The 16,249-nt window shown below is 61.6% G+C and carries 16 protein-coding genes and 1 riboswitch; of the genes, 7 read left to right on the forward strand and 9 right to left on the reverse strand.

Annotation, left to right across the window (positions count from 1 at the left end; translation table 11 throughout):
* Positions 1–549: 549 nt before the first annotated feature.
* On the forward strand, positions 550–849 hold the full coding sequence (locus MJ606_RS00045) for a putative quinol monooxygenase (RefSeq protein ID WP_243047289.1): 300 nt from the start codon (positions 550–552) through the stop codon (positions 847–849).
* Positions 850–1,149: 300 nt separating this feature from the next.
* On the opposite strand, the gene MJ606_RS00050 is transcribed toward MJ606_RS00045, so the two are convergent.
* Entirely contained in the window at positions 1,150–1,437 is a 288-nt protein-coding gene (locus MJ606_RS00050) for a hypothetical protein (protein ID WP_243047291.1), read from the reverse strand.
* Between the two features lie 139 nt (positions 1,438–1,576).
* Entirely contained in the window at positions 1,577–2,479 is a 903-nt protein-coding gene (locus MJ606_RS00055; protein ID WP_243047293.1) for a LysR family transcriptional regulator, read from the reverse strand.
* A gap of 102 nt (positions 2,480–2,581) precedes the next feature.
* Between MJ606_RS00055 and MJ606_RS00060 the strand changes: the two genes are divergently transcribed.
* Positions 2,582–3,784: an MFS transporter gene (locus MJ606_RS00060; RefSeq protein WP_243047294.1), complete on the forward strand. Its 1,203-nt coding sequence runs from the start codon at positions 2,582–2,584 to the stop codon at positions 3,782–3,784.
* A 112-nt stretch (positions 3,785–3,896) separates the two neighbouring features.
* The gene (locus MJ606_RS00065; RefSeq protein WP_243047295.1) at positions 3,897–4,844 is read left to right on the forward strand and encodes an LLM class oxidoreductase; all 948 of its coding nucleotides are present in this window, start codon (positions 3,897–3,899) and stop codon (positions 4,842–4,844) included.
* 134 nt (positions 4,845–4,978) lie between these two features.
* Here the strand turns inward: MJ606_RS00065 and MJ606_RS00070 are convergent, their stop codons facing one another.
* Positions 4,979–5,938, reverse strand: a complete 960-nt coding sequence (locus tag MJ606_RS00070; protein WP_243047296.1) for a carotenoid biosynthesis protein — start codon at positions 5,936–5,938, stop codon at positions 4,979–4,981.
* A 408-nt stretch (positions 5,939–6,346) separates the two neighbouring features.
* Between MJ606_RS00070 and MJ606_RS00075 the strand changes: the two genes are divergently transcribed.
* Together MJ606_RS00075 and MJ606_RS00080 are read left to right on the forward strand one after the other, a co-directional pair.
* Entirely contained in the window at positions 6,347–7,003 is a 657-nt protein-coding gene (locus tag MJ606_RS00075) for a nitroreductase family protein (protein ID WP_243047297.1), read from the forward strand.
* 67 nt (positions 7,004–7,070) lie between these two features.
* Positions 7,071–7,137, forward strand: a riboswitch (Fluoride riboswitch).
* A 77-nt stretch (positions 7,138–7,214) separates the two neighbouring features.
* Complete coding sequence (locus MJ606_RS00080; RefSeq protein WP_243047298.1) at positions 7,215–8,519, forward strand: voltage-gated chloride channel family protein; 1,305 nt, start codon at positions 7,215–7,217, stop codon at positions 8,517–8,519.
* Positions 8,520–8,875: 356 nt separating this feature from the next.
* On the opposite strand, the gene MJ606_RS00085 is transcribed toward MJ606_RS00080, so the two are convergent.
* Positions 8,876–9,238 (reverse strand): DUF1428 domain-containing protein, encoded by a 363-nt coding sequence (locus MJ606_RS00085; protein ID WP_343214796.1) that lies wholly within the window; start codon positions 9,236–9,238, stop codon positions 8,876–8,878.
* Between the two features lie 91 nt (positions 9,239–9,329).
* Here MJ606_RS00085 and MJ606_RS00090 point away from each other — a divergent pair, with 91 nt between their 5' ends.
* Positions 9,330–9,554: a hypothetical protein gene (locus MJ606_RS00090; protein ID WP_243047301.1), complete on the forward strand. Its 225-nt coding sequence runs from the start codon at positions 9,330–9,332 to the stop codon at positions 9,552–9,554.
* Between the two features lie 107 nt (positions 9,555–9,661).
* On the opposite strand, the gene MJ606_RS00095 is transcribed toward MJ606_RS00090, so the two are convergent.
* The 3 genes from MJ606_RS00095 to MJ606_RS00105 form a co-directional block, all read right to left on the reverse strand.
* A complete protein-coding gene (locus tag MJ606_RS00095) occupies positions 9,662–10,975 on the reverse strand; it encodes a divalent metal cation transporter (protein WP_243047302.1) in 1,314 nt (437 codons plus the stop codon).
* Positions 10,976–11,187: 212 nt separating this feature from the next.
* Positions 11,188–11,586, reverse strand: a complete 399-nt coding sequence (locus tag MJ606_RS00100) for a hypothetical protein (RefSeq protein ID WP_243047304.1) — start codon at positions 11,584–11,586, stop codon at positions 11,188–11,190.
* 397 nt (positions 11,587–11,983) lie between these two features.
* Complete coding sequence (locus tag MJ606_RS00105; RefSeq protein WP_243047305.1) at positions 11,984–12,310, reverse strand: RcnB family protein; 327 nt, start codon at positions 12,308–12,310, stop codon at positions 11,984–11,986.
* Positions 12,311–13,039: 729 nt separating this feature from the next.
* Between MJ606_RS00105 and MJ606_RS00110 the strand changes: the two genes are divergently transcribed.
* Positions 13,040–13,738 carry an MgtC/SapB family protein gene (locus MJ606_RS00110; RefSeq protein ID WP_243047307.1) on the forward strand — a complete coding sequence of 233 codons (699 nt, stop codon included), beginning with the start codon at positions 13,040–13,042 and terminating at the stop codon, positions 13,736–13,738.
* A 123-nt stretch (positions 13,739–13,861) separates the two neighbouring features.
* On the opposite strand, the gene MJ606_RS00115 is transcribed toward MJ606_RS00110, so the two are convergent.
* Together MJ606_RS00115 and MJ606_RS00120 are read right to left on the reverse strand one after the other, a co-directional pair.
* Positions 13,862–15,454 carry a hypothetical protein gene (locus MJ606_RS00115; RefSeq protein ID WP_243047309.1) on the reverse strand — a complete coding sequence of 531 codons (1,593 nt, stop codon included), beginning with the start codon at positions 15,452–15,454 and terminating at the stop codon, positions 13,862–13,864.
* 1 nt (position 15,455) lies between these two features.
* Positions 15,456–15,905 carry a DUF3574 domain-containing protein gene (locus MJ606_RS00120; RefSeq protein WP_243047310.1) on the reverse strand — a complete coding sequence of 150 codons (450 nt, stop codon included), beginning with the start codon at positions 15,903–15,905 and terminating at the stop codon, positions 15,456–15,458.
* Positions 15,906–16,249 lie beyond the last annotated feature (344 nt).

Raw genomic sequence — 16,249 nt, forward strand, 5'->3', positions numbered from 1 at the left:
ATCAGCCGATCGCCATCGCGGCCAAGTGGCCGAACCTGAGACTCAGGCCCGGGCCGGAGTGCGTGGACACATCAACATGAGGGAAGCGCCGGAGCTTCGTACCAGCGTCCAAGTAGATGTTCGTGCCTGGATGGCGTCGCTTGCCTTCCGCCGTTGGAAGCCGGGAAATAACCATGGCTATGCCACCACCTTATGCTCGTAGTACGGGCGGAAGCGGTCGTCGAGGATGCAAAGCGTCCCGGTCGATCATCTGCCGTCCCCACGTGAAAATTGCAATGTCCGTCGCGGGTTGCGGATTCATCTTTCAGATCATCGCCGGGTTGATGCTAGCTGTTCAGGTGAACGTTCGTTTCTCTGCCCTCGGGCTGGCCGTGTTCACCCTGCGGGCGTCGCTCATGCTCCTGGACTTCTGGCGACTGACCGGACCGGCGTACCGAACCGCCATCAGCGCATGGCAGACAAACCTCGAGCTGACTGGCACAGTGTTGAGCATAGGATTCCACTCAACCCATCACTGACCTTTACATCTTAGAAGCAAATGAGGATGCCATGAATTCCCCCACCGAAATCACAGTGGTCGCAAAGATCGTCGCCGCCCCCGGATTCGAGGCCCAGGTGGAGCAAGCGCTTATCGAACTGATCCCACCCTCGCGCCGTGATCCAGGCTGCCTGCAATACGACTTGCACCGCAGCACCGAAGCACCCCATGCGTTCATGTTTGTCGAGCGCTGGGAAAGCAAGTCACTGCTGGATGAGCACTTGGCTACCCCGCATCTCGCAGACTATCAGCGCAAGGTGGAAGGCATGATAGAAGCCTGGGAGCTAAACCTGATGGAGCGCATTGCTTGAATGGCGGCGGCATCAACTTCACCTCACGCTGGAGACCATCCATGGCTGCTGCTCATACCCTAATGAACGGTCCGTTCAATGGATCGGCCCGGCTTGGTGCGGTTTGACGCCATACACCCGTCAGGCATGTTGCACAGGCTATCCGTCCGCTCGCGACGCAGGCGTGCACGGGTTCGTCGCCATGCGCGTCTCGCCATAAGTCCGGCAACCGTGCTTCGCGATATGTCAGCTGCATCTTCGCCGTAAGCTCTCGTGGGGGCTGTAATGCCAGCCTTGGGTAGGAAGCGAACATTCCCAGCCTTACCTATGAGACTCCACTTGACGGCGGTTCGCCACGGTACGGAGCGCCTCACGATAGGCCTGCCCAGGAATCCTTGGATCGACTTTCCTCCACCAAGGCTTCGATATCCGGCGGGAAGAGCCACCTAGAATGCGCTCATACGAATGATAGATGTCTTCGGCGATGGCTTTTCGCCGATAGACCCGCATCGAGTTGTGAAGCTTGATTCTGCTGATCGCGATCCGGAAGGCTTGCGCCAACAGAAGCAAGGCGACCGCAGCAACGGTTGTCACAAACATGTCGGGCATCGATGCATTCCCTCTTCGATTCTTCCAGCTATCCCAAAGACGGCGGAGCCGAGCTTCGCATACTCAAGAATTCAAGAGCTGGTGACGCCTGTGGCGCTAATCAAGGGTGCACATGATCCATACCACTCAACTGCCAAGCTCACTCCTGGAACGGTCGCTCGCCCAATGATTCGACCAGGTAATCCAGGAAGGAGGTGATCCGCGAGGACAGCGCGGTATTGCGATAGTAGACCGCGTTGATTGGCTGGCGGATATCCAGTGTCTCGCGCGGGAACAATGGCACCAGGCGACCTTCCCGTCGGTCCTCGCGGGTCATGAAGTCGGCCAGGCAGACGATGCCTTCACCAGCCAGCGCCAGTTGACGCAATGTCTCGCCACTGGACGACGATACCGTCGGCTGGATGTGCAACTGGTCGTCGTTGCGGTCGCGCAGTGGCCAGTCGTTGAGCGATTCGGGCTGGTTGAAGCCCAGCAAGGCGTGATGAACCAGATCATCCACGCGCCGGGGCTTGCCGCGATTCTCCAGATAGGCCGGGCTGGCCAGCACGCGAATACGACTGCTGCCGAGCGGTCGCGCATGCAGGGTGGAATCCTTGAGCCGCCCGATGCGCACGGCGACATCGGTACGGCGCTCGATCAGGTCGGTGATGCCTTCGTTGCTGTTCAATTCCAGTTCCACGTCCGGGTAGCGGGCGCGATAGCCGGCCACCATCGGCACCACCACATGCAGCATGAACGGCGTGGCCGCATCCACCCGCAAGCGCCCGGCGGGGCGTTCCCGGCGGGCGGCCATCTGTTCCTCCGCATCCTCCACCGATTTCACGATCTGGCGGGCCCGCTCAAGAAAGGCGCGGCCTTCCTCGGTCAACTCCAGGCGACGTGTGGTACGTCGCAGCAACGTGGTCTGCAGCTTCTCCTCCAACCGCCCCAGGGTCCGGCTGGCGCCGGAGACGGTCTGGCCCAGCTGCTCCGCCGCCGCCGTGATGGAACCCGCGTCCATCACGGCGATAAAGGTCTGCAATTCATCCAGGGTCGTTTTCATTATTGAATTGAGATCAAATATGTTTTGTTTATAGACGACTTTTTCGGCAAATGTAAGGCCACCACACTTCGCATCCTCTCCCCTTTTAACTGGATGCCTGTCATGCCTATTGCCCTGTTGGCGCTGACCCTCAGCGCTTTCGCCATCGGTACGACCGAGTTCGTCATCGTTGGCCTGATTCCCACCGTCGCCACGGATCTGGCCATTACCCTGCCTTCGGCGGGTCTGCTGGTCAGCCTGTATGCGCTGGGCGTAGCCATCGGCGCGCCGGTGCTCACCGCGCTCACCGGCCGCATGCCGCGCAAGACGCTGTTGCTGGGACTGATGGCGTTGTTCACCATCGGCAACCTGGTGGCGTGGCAGGCGCCGGGTTACGAGTCGCTGATCGCGGCGCGCGTGCTTACCGGCCTGGCCCACGGCGTGTTCTTCTCGATCGGCTCCACCATCGCCACCAGCCTGGTGCCGAAGGAGAAGGCCGCCAGCGCGATTGCGATCATGTTCACCGGCCTCACCGTGGCGCTGGTCACCGGCGTGCCGCTGGGCACGTTCATCGGTCAGCACTACGGCTGGCGCGAGACCTTCCTGGCGGTGTCTGCGCTGGGTGTGATCGCCTTCATCGGCAGCCTGATCTTCGTACCCAACAACATCGCCAAGTCGGCGCCGGCCTCGCTGGCGCAGCAGGCCAAGGTGCTCAGCCAGCCGCGCCTGCTGATGGTCTACGCCAAGACCGCGATCGGCTACGGCGGTTCGTTCATCCCGTTCACCTTCCTCGCGCCGATCCTGCAGGATGTCTCCGGCTTCAGCGCCAGCTCGGTGGGCTGGGTGATGCTGGTCTACGGCGTGTCGGTGGCGGTGGGCAACCTGTGGGGTGGCAAGCTGGCCGACCGCCACGGTCCGATTCCGGCGCTGAAGATCATCTTCGCGCTGCTGGCCGCGGTGCTGTTCGCACTGACCTTCACCGCCCACAGCCAGTGGCTGGCGCTGGCCACGGTGTTGGTGTGGGGGGCAGTGGCTTTCGGCAACGTGCCCGGCCTGCAGGTCTACGTGGTGAAACAGGCCGAACGCTACACGCCGCAGGCGGTGGACGTGGCCTCGGGCCTGAATATCGCCGCCTTCAACCTCGGTATTGCCGGCGCGGCCTGGGTCGGTGGCCTGATCGTCGCGCACCTCGGCTTGATGTATACGCCATGGATCGGCGCCCTGGTGGTGCTCGTGTCGCTGGGCATCACCACCTGGAGCGGCGTGCTCGACAAGCGCAACGGCTTCGACCCGCGTGCCGGCGGTTCGGTAGTGGTCGGCCACTGAGACGTATGGCGCGTCCGCCTGGGACTGAGTTGACGCATTCCCCCGCATGGCCGGCACGGCACCCACTCGCGCGACGCGCCAACATCATCCCCGATAACCCAAGGCAAGCACGATGCATTCGCAGATCAAGCAACTGACCCACGGTGGTTTCAGCATTGGTGTGGAGCTCCCGCTGGATAACGACTGGTCGCCCGATGGCGAGAAGCGTCGGCGGGATGCCGGTCGCGCTTTCGGCATCCCGGATATCACGCAGCATGCCGAGCGGGCGCGGCTGGCCGACCGCCTCGGCTTCCGCGCGCTGTGGGTGCGCGATGTGCCGGTCTACGATCCGGCCTTCGGCGATGCGGCGCAGGTGTTCGAGGTCTTTACCTACCTTGGCTATCTCGCCGGCATTACCGAACGTATTTTGCTGGGCACTGCCGCGGTCGTACTGCCGATCCGCGAACCGGTGCTGACGCTCAAGTCGGCCGCCAGCGTGGACCGGCTCAGCCATGGCCGCCTGCTGCTGGGCGTGGCCAGCGGCGATCGCCCGGTGGAGTACCCGCTCTTCGGCCGCGATTTCCAGCGACGCGGCGAAACTTTCCGCGAGCAGATCGCCATGCTTCGCGACTGGGGCGCCACGCAGCTGCCTGCCGGCATCGAGATCGTGCCGCGCCCGCAGGCCCCGCTACCGTTGCTGGTGGCCGGCCTGGCGCAACAGAGTCCTGCATGGGTGGGGCAGCACATGGACGGCTGGCTGGCCTACCCCGGCACGCCGGACGATCACGTCCGCCGCGTCGCACTGTGGCGTCAGGCGGCCGGCGCGGACAAGCCGTATATCAGCTTCATCCATCTCGACCTGGTCGACGATCCCAATGCGCCGCTGCAACGGCAGCGCTTCGGCGCGCGGGTGGGTCGCAACGGACTGATCGCGGAACTGCACGCCATGCGCGATGCCGGCGTGCAGCACATCGGCCTGCACTTTCGCCGCAACGCACGCCCACTGGCCGAGACGATGCAGGAAATCGCCGAGTTCGTGCTGCCGCTATTTCATCGTGATGCGATTAAACCGTTGGTTTAACGCGTGCAGCACCCAAGATCCGGGAACCAAGGCCCCCCGGGCACCTCTGGCAATCGGGAAAGGTCCGTTTTCGACGCCGATCTCATCCTCTTTGTCCATGCCTGCGGTTTCGCATGAATCGCCATGGAATCAGTTTATTTATAGGCCTTACCCATAAGGCGCCGCGAGCCGGGATATAGATGAACCGTGATGCCGATCAGGACATTGAGAACGGCGGCCGCCGTCATCCATGGGTTCTCGCGGTAAAAACCAAACACGAGGAAGCAGGAAAAGAAGAAAAAATGGAACCAGTAGGGTACCAAGCTGGTAATGGGAGCCTGCCGCCCGGCACTCGCAGGCCTCCGCTTCCGGCTGAAGATGACCCACGCGATAAGCGCCAGCGCGAGGAGAATCAGCCGGCGCCCCGAGGTGAGGCCGGCATACTTGGTGAGGAAGGGAAATACGAAGGTTTCGGTCAGTACAAGAACCCCCAGCGAGCAGGCGACGGCAAGCATGGCGACTGCGCCGAACCTCATCAACGCCCCCCTTCGGTACCGGCCCATCAAACGCTCGAAAAGCCTACTGAAGGCGGAGTAACAAAAGACTACCGTGATCCAACCGACGAAGTTGCCATAAGGAATCCCGAACCACTGGGCGGTCAGGGGATTCTCACTCTGCAAGTTCCAGTGCCAATGCCACATGTGGACGCGGTACGCGACTACATCCATGCTCAGGTCGATGTTCAGGGCAAGCAGCGTATCGAGAGCCGCGGCGGCCAATAGTGGCAGGCCCACTCCATCGCTGAAGAGCCGCGCCGTGTACATGATGATCGCCCAGCCGCACCCGATGCATAGCGGCACATCGTACGGCGCGCGACCCAGCATCACCCAGAACTGGCCATAGGTGTAGTCGCCGCCCAGAACCTCAAAATATTCCAGTAAAAGGCCGAAGATCAGTCCGCCGAAAAGATACGAGAACGCCTGCCCCCCGATTCTCCGCGCATGAAGCAGGCAGAGAATCATCAAGACGTAGATGCTTATTTCAGTAGCCGGGAAAAGCCAGGCGGGCGCCATACCGTAGGGAATGCCGGGATACGGTAACGAAGCAGGGATCATGGGCAACTCCAGTCGCGGCAGCTACAACTGAGGATCGGGGTTCGGCGCGTGGCCAGGGATTGGCACGCGCGAACTGCGGCACTCTTTTATTGCATCTGAATCGAAGGCAGGACGTAGGTGCTTTGGGCAGCGTGACCCGCAGCGACTATAGACGCGGAGCATGATATAGCGTGAGTCAACCGCATCGACGCCGACTGCGACCAACCATCACGCCACCCCATGATGGACAGCGAAGCCGCGCGCCAAGGCGCCGCGAATCTTCACGCCCGCAAAACAACCATGAAGCCATTTCGTGAACAGGCTACGCCGACCATGCACGCATCAGCGTAGCCATTGATACGCATCAATATTGGCTCGACGCCCACGGGATATCCCATCAACTCCCCCACCCACAAGCAAAGGGCCGGCATGAACACGCAACACGAAAACCAAACCGAACCGTCCGAAGCCGCTCATCCATCCGCCACGCCCTTTTCCAACGTGCCGCCGGAACAGTCGCCTGTTCTTCTGCCGCCGCCACAAAAGCAAGGCGGCATGCCGCTGTTCGATGCGCTGATGCTTCGCCACTCCACCCGTGAATACACCAGTCAGCCGTTGTCGCCGCAGACCCTGTCGAACTTACTATGGGCGGCGTTTGGGGTGAATCGACCGGGCGGCGAGCGTACCGCAGCCTATTGGCGCCACGTCATGGTGCTGGACCTCTATGTCGTAACAGCTGACGGCGTATGGATCTATGACGCACCCAACCATGCGCTCGCCCCGGTCCTGAAAGGCGATCTACGCGGACAAACCGGCCTGCAGGACTTCGCCGCCTCGGCGCCCCTGGACCTGGTTTATGTGGCTCATGGCGAACGCATGACCGAGATCGATCCCGAGGAGCGCCATCTCTACGCGTCGGTGGATGCGGGATTCATCGGCCAGAATGTTTATCTCTTCTGTGCCTCGGAGGGGCTCGCCTCGGTTTTTCGAGGAAGCGTGGACTGCTCGAAACTCGCCGCCGCACTTCAACTGCAAGCGCAGCAATTCGTGACTTTCGCGCAGACTGTGGGATATGCGAAGAAATAATCGACAGCCATCCGGCTTGGCCCTGGAGCAGCCGCCATTGCGCCGCACCAGGCGCACACGCTAACCTTCGCGCCACGGAGATGGCATTCCTCCGCGAACCGCCGACAAGATCGGCTGATGATGCCTACGAGCCCCTGGACAGGGATGCCGTAGGCATTTTTTTGCGTACGCTTTCCCGGTCCAGGTTTGATGACTTCAAATCTGGAAAGCTATGAAACGCGTTTCTCTACCCGAGCAGGCAGCCATGCTGCCCCTGCTTGGACGCTGGCTGATGCTTTCGGCCGTGGTCGGTGGCTTGGCTGGTAGTGCTTCGGCACTTTTTCTGTGGACGCTGGATTGGGCCACGCAGCAACAGACCAGCCATGCCTACATGCTCGCCTTCCTGCCTGTCGCAGGGCTTGTCATGGGTTGGGTTTATCACCGCATCGGCAAGGATGTCGAAGGCGGCAATAACCTGCTCATCGACGAAATTCACGACCCCAAGACGATCGTGCCGAAACGGATGGCGTTTCTCATCTTTGCCGGCACTGTCGTTACTCACCTGTTCGGTGGCTCCGCCGGGCGAGAGGGAACCGCCGTCCAGATGGGGGGTGCGTTGGCGGATCAGGTCACCCACCGCCTGGGCCTGGGCAAGGACGACCGTCGCATCCTGCTGATGGCAGGTATCAGCGCCGGCTTCGCATCCGTCTTCGGCACGCCGTTGGCTGGCGCCATCTTCGGCCTGGAGGTGCTGGCCATCGGTAGATTGCGTTACGACGCTCTACTGCCATGCATCCTGTCGGCAATCATGGCCGACGAAGTAACCCGCCACTGGGGTATTCACCACACGGTCTACGTCATCCCTCATGTGCCACCTCTCGAAGTAGTCGGTCTGCTTTCGACCGCCTTTGCCGGGATCTGCTTCGGCATCCTCGGGATGCTGTTCGCCAACACGACCCATGCCTTGGCCGCGGCATTCAAGCGCTGCATCAAGTATCCGCCACTGCGCCTGTTCGTCGGCGGCGCCATCGTTTCCATGGCGGCCTATCTGCTCAACAGCCGCCAATACCTGGGGCTGGGCATACCGACCATCCAGGCTGCCTTTGAGCATCCCTTGCCGGCATACGACTTCGGCGGAAAGTTTGCATTCACCACCGTGACGCTGGCCTCGGGATTCAAGGGCGGCGAAGTCACACCCCTGTTTTTCATGGGAGCCACATTGGGTAACGCTTTGAGCTATGTCCTGCCCCTGCCGATTCCGGTTCTGGCGGGCATGGGGTTTGTCGCTGTATTCGCCGGCGCCGCGAATACGCCATTGGCATCCACGGTGATGGCGATCGAATTGTTTGGGCCGCAGATCGGGGTGTATGCCGGCATGGCCTGCGCAATCGCGTATCTCTTCTCCGGTCACACGGGCATCTATCGCGCCCAGCGCGTGGGCCATGCAAAGCATGCCTCCTGGCCAGAAGGCATTCGCCTGGCCGACATCCCCGCTCAAAGGCGCGCTGACCGCGCCTCCGCAACCAGACAACCGTGATGCCAGCCCATGAATGACACCACGGAGAAACTCACTGCCCTACGCCTGTCCTTTCACCATTCGGCCACTGTCGCGCCACGTACGTTCAGGCATCGCCTGAGCAAGCCCACAGCTGCCTCGCATCTACTAAAAAGCTCGCATCAGGAAGGCATTGAGCCGGTGGACAGGAAGAGCAAGCTATGTGGCTTATCGACCAATCGCTGCGCACATCTCGAAAATGTCAGGGCGCTATTTATGCCTTGCGAGGCAGCGATGAAGTCAGCCTAAGCATGAGGCTTGGCCGCCTTGATACGAGGACGTTTCCGGCAGGCGCTTGCGCAGGGGATACATCTTGCATCCCTTGCCAAGGCTAGGCATCACCCTCTTCCCATCGAAAAGATCGGCTCGAAGCAGCCGAGGATGAGCCGCTTGGCATCGAACGGTGGTTCGTCTGAAGTGTCCAGACTCCCATCCTCGTGCATCTTCGCTTCGGCCGCGTAAAAGCTCGCCTTGTCTGGCCAGATTTGCCAGGTGAAGACGATCTTCTCGCCACCTTTCGCCGCGACGGCGCGCCGGAAGTCGGTCTGCTTGCCATCGGGGACGAAATCCTCCCAACACTCGACAATCTCCAGACAGCCATGGTCCTTGAAGATCTTCGCCCCGTTCTCGGCCCACCTGCGATAGGCGTCCATCTTGTCTTCGGGCACGGGTATAACTAGGCCGGCGACGGATGGGGATATCGATCACGTACACGACCTACTGGTCGACGAAGACACATGGTCCCTTCGATACCTCATCGCAAGTACACGCAACTGGCGGGGTGGACATCAGGTGCTGATCGTTCCGCAATGGATTACGGGCGTCTCCTGGGCCGAGAGCAGGGTGTTTGTCAGCCTGACGCGACAGCAGGTAAAGGATGCCCCAGCCTACGATTCAACGACGGCGCTTGATCGCAAGCGGGAACAAGAGATCTACAGGCACTATGGCCGGGATGGCTATTGGGATGCGGCGACACGCCACCAAGTGCTTTCCCCCGAGCCAAAGAACTACCTTTGATGCCGAAGCCATCCCCGGTTTGAGCCACGCCATGCCGGAAGTGTTCGAGCCAGCCGGTGCAGATGCGCCGAATGAAAATTCGGATACGGCGCGGATTCACCCGCCGATCACTTTCCCCAGGTAACGAACATGATGATCGCCGCCGCCCCCATGGCGGCCGTCGCCAGCCAACCAAAGAGCTGAAGAAACCAGGGTAGCGTGAATTCGCCCATCACCTTGGTCCGGGAGCTCATCAACATCATGACCACCATCAACGGCACGGCGACCACGCCGTTGATCACGGCGCTCCAGTACAGCGCCTTGATGGGGTCCAGCGGCGTGAGATTCAGTGCCATGCCGGCAACGCTCGACACAATCAGCACGCCATAGAAAAATTTCGCCTTGCCCGGTTTGTTCTCCAGCCCCGCGCGTTGGCCAAAAGCGCCGGACGCCGCATACGCCGTCGCGCCTGCCAGCACGGGAACCGCCAACAGACCGGTACCGATGATGCCCGCTGCAAACAGACCAAAGGCGAGCCTTCCGGCCAATGGCCGCAACGCCTCGGCGGCGTCGGCGGAGGACTTGATATCGGTCTTGCCGTGCGCATGAAGCACCACGGCGGCGGTGAGGATGATGAAGAAGGCGACCGCATTCGAAAAGATCATGCCCACGCTGGTGTCGATGCCTATGCGCTGCAGCGCGGCACGCGCCTGCGATGGCATCTGTTTCAACGGTATTCGTCCGCTCTGCGGCCCCATCTCTTCAACCTCCTGCGAGGCCTGCCAGCAGAACAGATAGGGGCTGATGGTGGTGCCAAGCAAGGCCACGATGCCAACGGCATACGTGGCATTCTTTTCGATCGGCGGGATGACGATGCTCTTGAGAACAGCCCCCCATGGCACATGGATCACCAGCACCGTTGCCACATAGGCGAACAGGCTGAGGGTGAGGAACTTGAGGATGGGCGAGTAGCGCGAGAACGGAATGAATATCTGCAGCAGCAGCGATACCAGCGCAAATACCGCCGCGTACACCAGCGCGGGGCCACCTATCAACAACGTCAAGGCCGCGCCCATGGCACCGATATCCGCCGCGAGGTTGATGACGTTGGCGACAACGATGGAAACAACCAATCCGTAAACCAGGGCCTTGGGATAGTACGTGCGTATCCCATTCATCAAGCCCTGGCCAGTCACCCGGCCGATGCCCGCGCTGATGGCCTGTATCGCGATCATCAGCGGTATGGTCAGCAGGATGCACCAGAGCATGCCATAGCCGAAGGCCGCCCCCACCTGCGAGTAGGTGGCGATACCACTGGGATCATCGTCGGCGGCACCGGTAATCAATCCGGCGCTTAGGCGACGCCATATCGGCGTCCCTGGGCCGCCTTCCTGCGCGACCACAGGCTCGACGGCGGCCGTTCTCTCGGTGCCCAGTGACATCAGCAATTACCTGGTTACAGTCGTATCGTTGCCCCAGCGGCTGGATAGCCGCTGCCCTCCTGCTCGATCAGAGTATGCACCAAGTACTCAAGGGCAACATCAAAGGCTCACAGAGCGTGATCAATATTCTCTCGAATTTGCCGATCGGCAAACCACACGGCGTCGCCAAGGCGCACCGGCCACGTCACGGGCTTCTCAGGGTAGGTACGCGCTCAATGCCAATGATCGTATTCCGCCCGGGTTACGCCACGGCTTCCCTTGTGCGCCAGATGAAGATAGTCATTGGCCAGGGGCGAATACGCTTCCGCTTCGGACTCGCTGATAACGCCATCATGGTTGGTGTCCAAGGCGTTGAATGATGGACGAGGGGCATCGGGCGTCGCGGGCGCTTGCACGGAGCGTACGGTCAACTGGCTGCCGGCTCCGTCATTCTCTTGGGCGACGGCTACGACATCGGCCTGCGGATTGGACAGATCGATCGCGTTGCCCGATGCGTTCGATGAGATTCGGACCGGCGGGCCGGCGTCACTACGCTGCGGTGCAGCCTGGATGCTTGCGGCAGCGATGCTCGATGCAAGCGCGACAAGGATGAGATGGGCAAGTTTGTTCATGATGGTTCTCCGGAAGTCACGTGATTGCTCCAGGACTACGCCGCGGCCGTCACCACGCCCATGTCGCTGAAGCGCGTATCAACATGGAAGTCCGATGACGCTTGCGATACTCGGCGCCACCTCCGTGGCGACGACCGCCGGTGAGGCCCAAGGGCCACACCCATGCCCGCCTCTCAAAGGACGGAGTCGGATATCGCCAACGCAGGGAGCGGGTACATGCATGATTGACCAGCAGGTCCCATCTGTATGTACGATGCAACACACATCATGCCGATCGGCGCGCAGGCCAATACCGCGGCCCACGTGAATCGATGCGCATAGACGGGAAGAAGCGAATCACCGCGACGAGAGTCCTCAGGACGGATCGATAGCCATCCTGAAGATGATCCATGGACGCCTAATGACTGAGCGCGATTCCCGTGATGACGCCAGTAGTGATTGCAACCAGCAAGAAATCGCCATTGTCACTGCGAACCCAGTTATAACCGCGCGGCGGCTCGCGCAAATGCTCGGATCGCCAGTCCGACACGACATAGCGGTTGTCACGATATTCGCCGGGGATGGTGCCGCCCTTCCTATACCAACCTTCATGAGCGCCCCGGTCATGCATCACGGCATTGCCCTGATGCTGTTCATTATCGCCGCGGTGGTCATCTTGCTGTGCGAAAGCCGTACTGGATAGCAGTAGCGCGGCACATAGAGCGAGAGCGAGTTTCGTTTTCATGATGTGTGTCCTTTGTCAAAGCCGGACTTGTAGCGAGGCCACAAGTCAAGGGCAGCGGCAAATGTCGGAGCACGCGCCTGCTCGGAGGCTAGACCGTACCGAAGGCATGACTGCTGCTTGCTCAGCATGGGCGTGCAGTGCCTGCGTATCTGTGCGGTGAACAACACAGGACTTACCGTCGCGGTCCGCCTTTGTGTCGAAACGCCGGAATCGCCGTAACGCCTGCGTCTTGTCGAAGGCGCTCGCTGGCTGGCGAACTACCGTACTTGACAGACCCACCGCTCAATGTTGCAAGCGGTCTCTCTTGAGCGGCTGCCCTTCAGCCGCCGAACGCCAGGCACACGCCTGGCAGCCGCACCCACCCGCGCAGGGATCGACACAGACAGGCCTGCATCGACACGGCACAAGCCGGGATGCACCCTTGCGCACCACAAAGAAGTCGGCGATATCGAAGTAGCCACCCGTTGATGGATAGCGGAGCTGGCCTTCGCCGGTCGGCTCGGAATGCGCTGTCATAGGAAGCCCCTCAGATAGGCATTCATCATACGACCGCATCCGTTACTTATTCAGTGGGCGGCCGCCGGCGGTGCGCGGATGCCACTGACAAAGTCCACCATGGCCTTCATCACGTCGCCTGCCCTGGGTCGAATACGGCCAACGTTTCCGCTTATGCATTCTGTGCACATAGGGCGGCTGCATAGTCCGTCGTGCTGACATGAACCACCGAGCATGAGGGTGTCAGACGTGATCAGTTTCTACGAAACGGTTTTGCGACTGCTCGCGGCGGCCCTGTGCGGCGCCGTCATCGGGGTGAACCGGAGCCGGCTGGAATGGGCCGCCGGCATGCGCACCCATATGCTGGTCAGCTTGGCTATCATCGTCTCCGCCTATGGATTCCAGCACGCACTGACCTATGAACACGTGGTGCTCGATCCCTCTCGCATCGCCGCGCAGGTGATCAGCGGCATCGGTTTCCTGGGCGCCGGCACCATCCTGTTTTTACAGCGAGAGCAGGTGGTCAGAGGACTCACTACCGCCGCGGGCCTGTGGGCCGTGGCGGCCGTGGGCTTGGCCGCTGGCGCCGGGCTGTTTGCGGCGGCGTTCACCACCACAGCCATCTTGTGGATCATCCTGGCCTTGCTCAAGCCGCTGGAGCATCGCTTCGTGCGCCCGCGCGGCCAGCACACGGGAATCATGATCGAACTGGGCTCGGGCGCCACGCTGGCCGCCATCGAGCATGTCCTCGACGATTTCCATGTACCTATCCGGCAGATGCGCTTGCGCCGTGCCCCCGATGGCCTGGACAGCGTCGACGTTCGATTCGCCTTGCAGGTCGATTCGGCCAAGCTGACCGACATGGCCGATGCCTGCCGCAAGGTCGACGGCGTGACGCAGGTACAAATCACCCTGCCTGGCCGGCAGCCATAAGCCAGGCCAGCGCCTGCGGCAGGAAACGTGCGGGTGGGCCAGCATTGCCATGGCTTGCGCGCCCATGGCAGTGGCCAGGAGTTGATGCCGCGCACGCGCCCCATCAATGTCCTGCGCAAACCCTCAAAGGTTGTCCGCCGCGGTACGCGGCGAGGCCACGGCAAGCAACGCCAGCACGATGGCCAACACCAGGTAAGCCCCCGTGAACTGCCAGACCAGCTGGCGCTGCGCCTCATCCAGCGACCACGGCAGATAAACGCCGCCGCTCAGCTGCACCGAATGGATGATGCCGAACACGCTCAGCGCGCCGCCCAGCAGCAATACCCCGGTAGCGCGCCAGGGCCGGCCATCGATCAACGCCACCAGGAAGCTGGCCCAGATCATCGAGGTAATGATGAAGCCGTTGCCGAGGACGGTGATCACCGCCAGTTCGGACATGCCATGGCTGCGGTCGGCGAACAATGCCGCGAAGCGGTCGCTCGCCACGTAGGTGGGATCACTGAGCTTGATCGTCACCATGCGTGCAATGGCGGGGAAAAAGCTGAACACCACGGCAGCCGCATAACGCATCGGCGTGGCTTCGAATGCCTGCACGGTGATGCCAATGGCCACGAAAACCAGGATCGGCGCCAGCACCGACAACGGCAGCAGCTCGACCAGATTGGATAGGTAACCGAACACGCCACCAAGACCAATCACCAGCCCGGTCAGCAAGGTGTAGCCGCTGCGCGCGCCCATCGCCTTGTAGGACGGCTGGCCGATATAAGGCGTGGTCTGCGCCACGCCGCCGCAAAAACCCGCCACGAGGGTGGCCAAGGCCTCCACCAGAAGGATGTCCCGCGTGCGGTAGTCATCGCCCGCGGCGCGTGCGCTTTCGGTGACGTTGATACCGCCCACCACCATGAGCAGACCGAACGGCAGGATCAACGGCAGATACGGCGTGGCCGCCGCCAACCCGTTGAGCCATTGCAAGGTCGGCCACGGCAGCGCAAAACGCCACTGCCAGGCGACCGGCGGGTGATAGCCATGGCCCAGCCAACCCAGTGGGCCGAGTCCGTAGTACAACAGCGCGGCGACCACGAATGCCACCAGCACTCCGGGCAACCCCAACGGCATGCGCGCCCGCGCCACCAGCGCGTACAGCACCACGCCCAGGCCGGCAAAACCCACCAGCGGCACCTTGAGTATCTCGATCAGCGGAAAAAAGCCCATCAGCACCAACGCGATACCTGCGATGGAACCGAGCAGCCCCGCACGCGGCACATGTCGTTGCACCATGCCACCAAAGAACGACAGCACAAACTTGAGCACGCCCATGATGACCAGCGACGCCATGCCCAACTGCCAGGTGGCGATGGCGGCGTCATGCTCGCCCAGGCCGCCCTGCTTGAAATGCACAAAGGCCGGGCCGAGCACCAGCAACGCCATGCCTATGCTGGTGGGTGCATCCAGGCCCAACGGCATGGCCGTGACATCATCGCGGCCAGCGCGTCTGGCCAGCCGACGCGCCATCGCGGTATAGGCGAGGTTGCCTAGCAGCACCCCGAACGTGGTTCCCGGGAACATGCGCAGGAATACGATATCGGCGGGAAAGCCGAAGATGCCGACCAATGCCGTGGCAAGGAAAGCCATGATCGACAAGTTGTCGACCAGCAGGCCAAGAAAACCGTTGAGATCACCAGGCGAAAACCAGCGTTGCGGGCGCACTGCACTCATCTCAGAACGACACCTCAGCGGGCTGGGTAACGCGCAGTACCGATTGGTCGCCGGTGCGCTGCTTCCAGGCCGCGCGTATCGCCTCCACCTTGGCGCGATTGGCGGCGGTATCCGGGTAATCGACGACCAGCATTTTCGAACGCAGCCGCTCCGGTGCTGCCTGCCCCTTGCCCTGCCACTGGCCGTATACATCGACGACGCTCAACCCATCCGGGAAACGCGGCGTCACCTCGGTATCGAGAAAGTCGCGCCAACGCTGCTCGCTGACGCCGTTGGCCGGGTCATCGGCAATGCCGAGTCCGAAATACAACCGCGTATCCACCCAGCCCTGCGCCTGGGCGGGATGCGCCACATCACCCTGCAAGGTAGCCGAGGTCGGCGCGACGGCGGCCGCACAACCCGAAAGAAGCGCTACCGCCAGCACGGTCGGCGCAAAACGCAAATGCCCCATGGCTATTTCCTTATGATTATTTGGACATCTATACGCATAAAGCAAAAAACATCTTTCGACGTTCGCAAAGTATTGACAACATATATTGCGCAATGCAACAAATAACTGCCGGCCGCGACTCGGGCTGCGCCCACTGCCAGCAGTACCCTGGGGACCAGGCTAGTTGAACATGACGCACCACACGCTTGAGAACCCGCACGCGCCGCATGGCATCACCATGCGGCGATGTTGCCTGGGCTTGAGCCCCTAGCCGCCGCTTCATCCCTCCGTCCGTCTTCATCCCCTATCACGTTCGGCGCAGCCATGGCGGCTTGCGCGACGGATCGTTGCACGCATAAGGAACC

Source organism: Dyella sp. RRB7 (assembly GCF_022761115.1).
GTDB lineage: Bacteria > Pseudomonadota > Gammaproteobacteria > Xanthomonadales > Rhodanobacteraceae > Dyella.

Coding starts and splice junctions, on each gene's coding strand:
- MJ606_RS00115 (WP_243047309.1), bottom strand. CDS start 15,454: ATGAGTGCAGTGCGCCCGCAACGCTGGTTTTCGCCTGGTGATCTCAAC.
- MJ606_RS00070 (WP_243047296.1), bottom strand. CDS start 5,938: ATGATCCCTGCTTCGTTACCGTATCCCGGCATTCCCTACGGTATGGCG.
- MJ606_RS00045 (WP_243047289.1), top strand. CDS start 550: ATGAATTCCCCCACCGAAATCACAGTGGTCGCAAAGATCGTCGCCGCC.
- MJ606_RS00110 (WP_243047307.1), top strand. CDS start 13,040: ATGAGGGTGTCAGACGTGATCAGTTTCTACGAAACGGTTTTGCGACTG.
- MJ606_RS00120 (WP_243047310.1), bottom strand. CDS start 15,905: ATGGGGCATTTGCGTTTTGCGCCGACCGTGCTGGCGGTAGCGCTTCTT.
- MJ606_RS00095 (WP_243047302.1), bottom strand. CDS start 10,975: ATGTCACTGGGCACCGAGAGAACGGCCGCCGTCGAGCCTGTGGTCGCG.
- MJ606_RS00080 (WP_243047298.1), top strand. CDS start 7,215: ATGAAACGCGTTTCTCTACCCGAGCAGGCAGCCATGCTGCCCCTGCTT.
- MJ606_RS00055 (WP_243047293.1), bottom strand. CDS start 2,479: ATGAAAACGACCCTGGATGAATTGCAGACCTTTATCGCCGTGATGGAC.
- MJ606_RS00075 (WP_243047297.1), top strand. CDS start 6,347: ATGAACACGCAACACGAAAACCAAACCGAACCGTCCGAAGCCGCTCAT.
- MJ606_RS00050 (WP_243047291.1), bottom strand. CDS start 1,437: ATGCCCGACATGTTTGTGACAACCGTTGCTGCGGTCGCCTTGCTTCTG.
- MJ606_RS00100 (WP_243047304.1), bottom strand. CDS start 11,586: ATGAACAAACTTGCCCATCTCATCCTTGTCGCGCTTGCATCGAGCATC.
- MJ606_RS00065 (WP_243047295.1), top strand. CDS start 3,897: ATGCATTCGCAGATCAAGCAACTGACCCACGGTGGTTTCAGCATTGGT.
- MJ606_RS00060 (WP_243047294.1), top strand. CDS start 2,582: ATGCCTATTGCCCTGTTGGCGCTGACCCTCAGCGCTTTCGCCATCGGT.
- MJ606_RS00105 (WP_243047305.1), bottom strand. CDS start 12,310: ATGAAAACGAAACTCGCTCTCGCTCTATGTGCCGCGCTACTGCTATCC.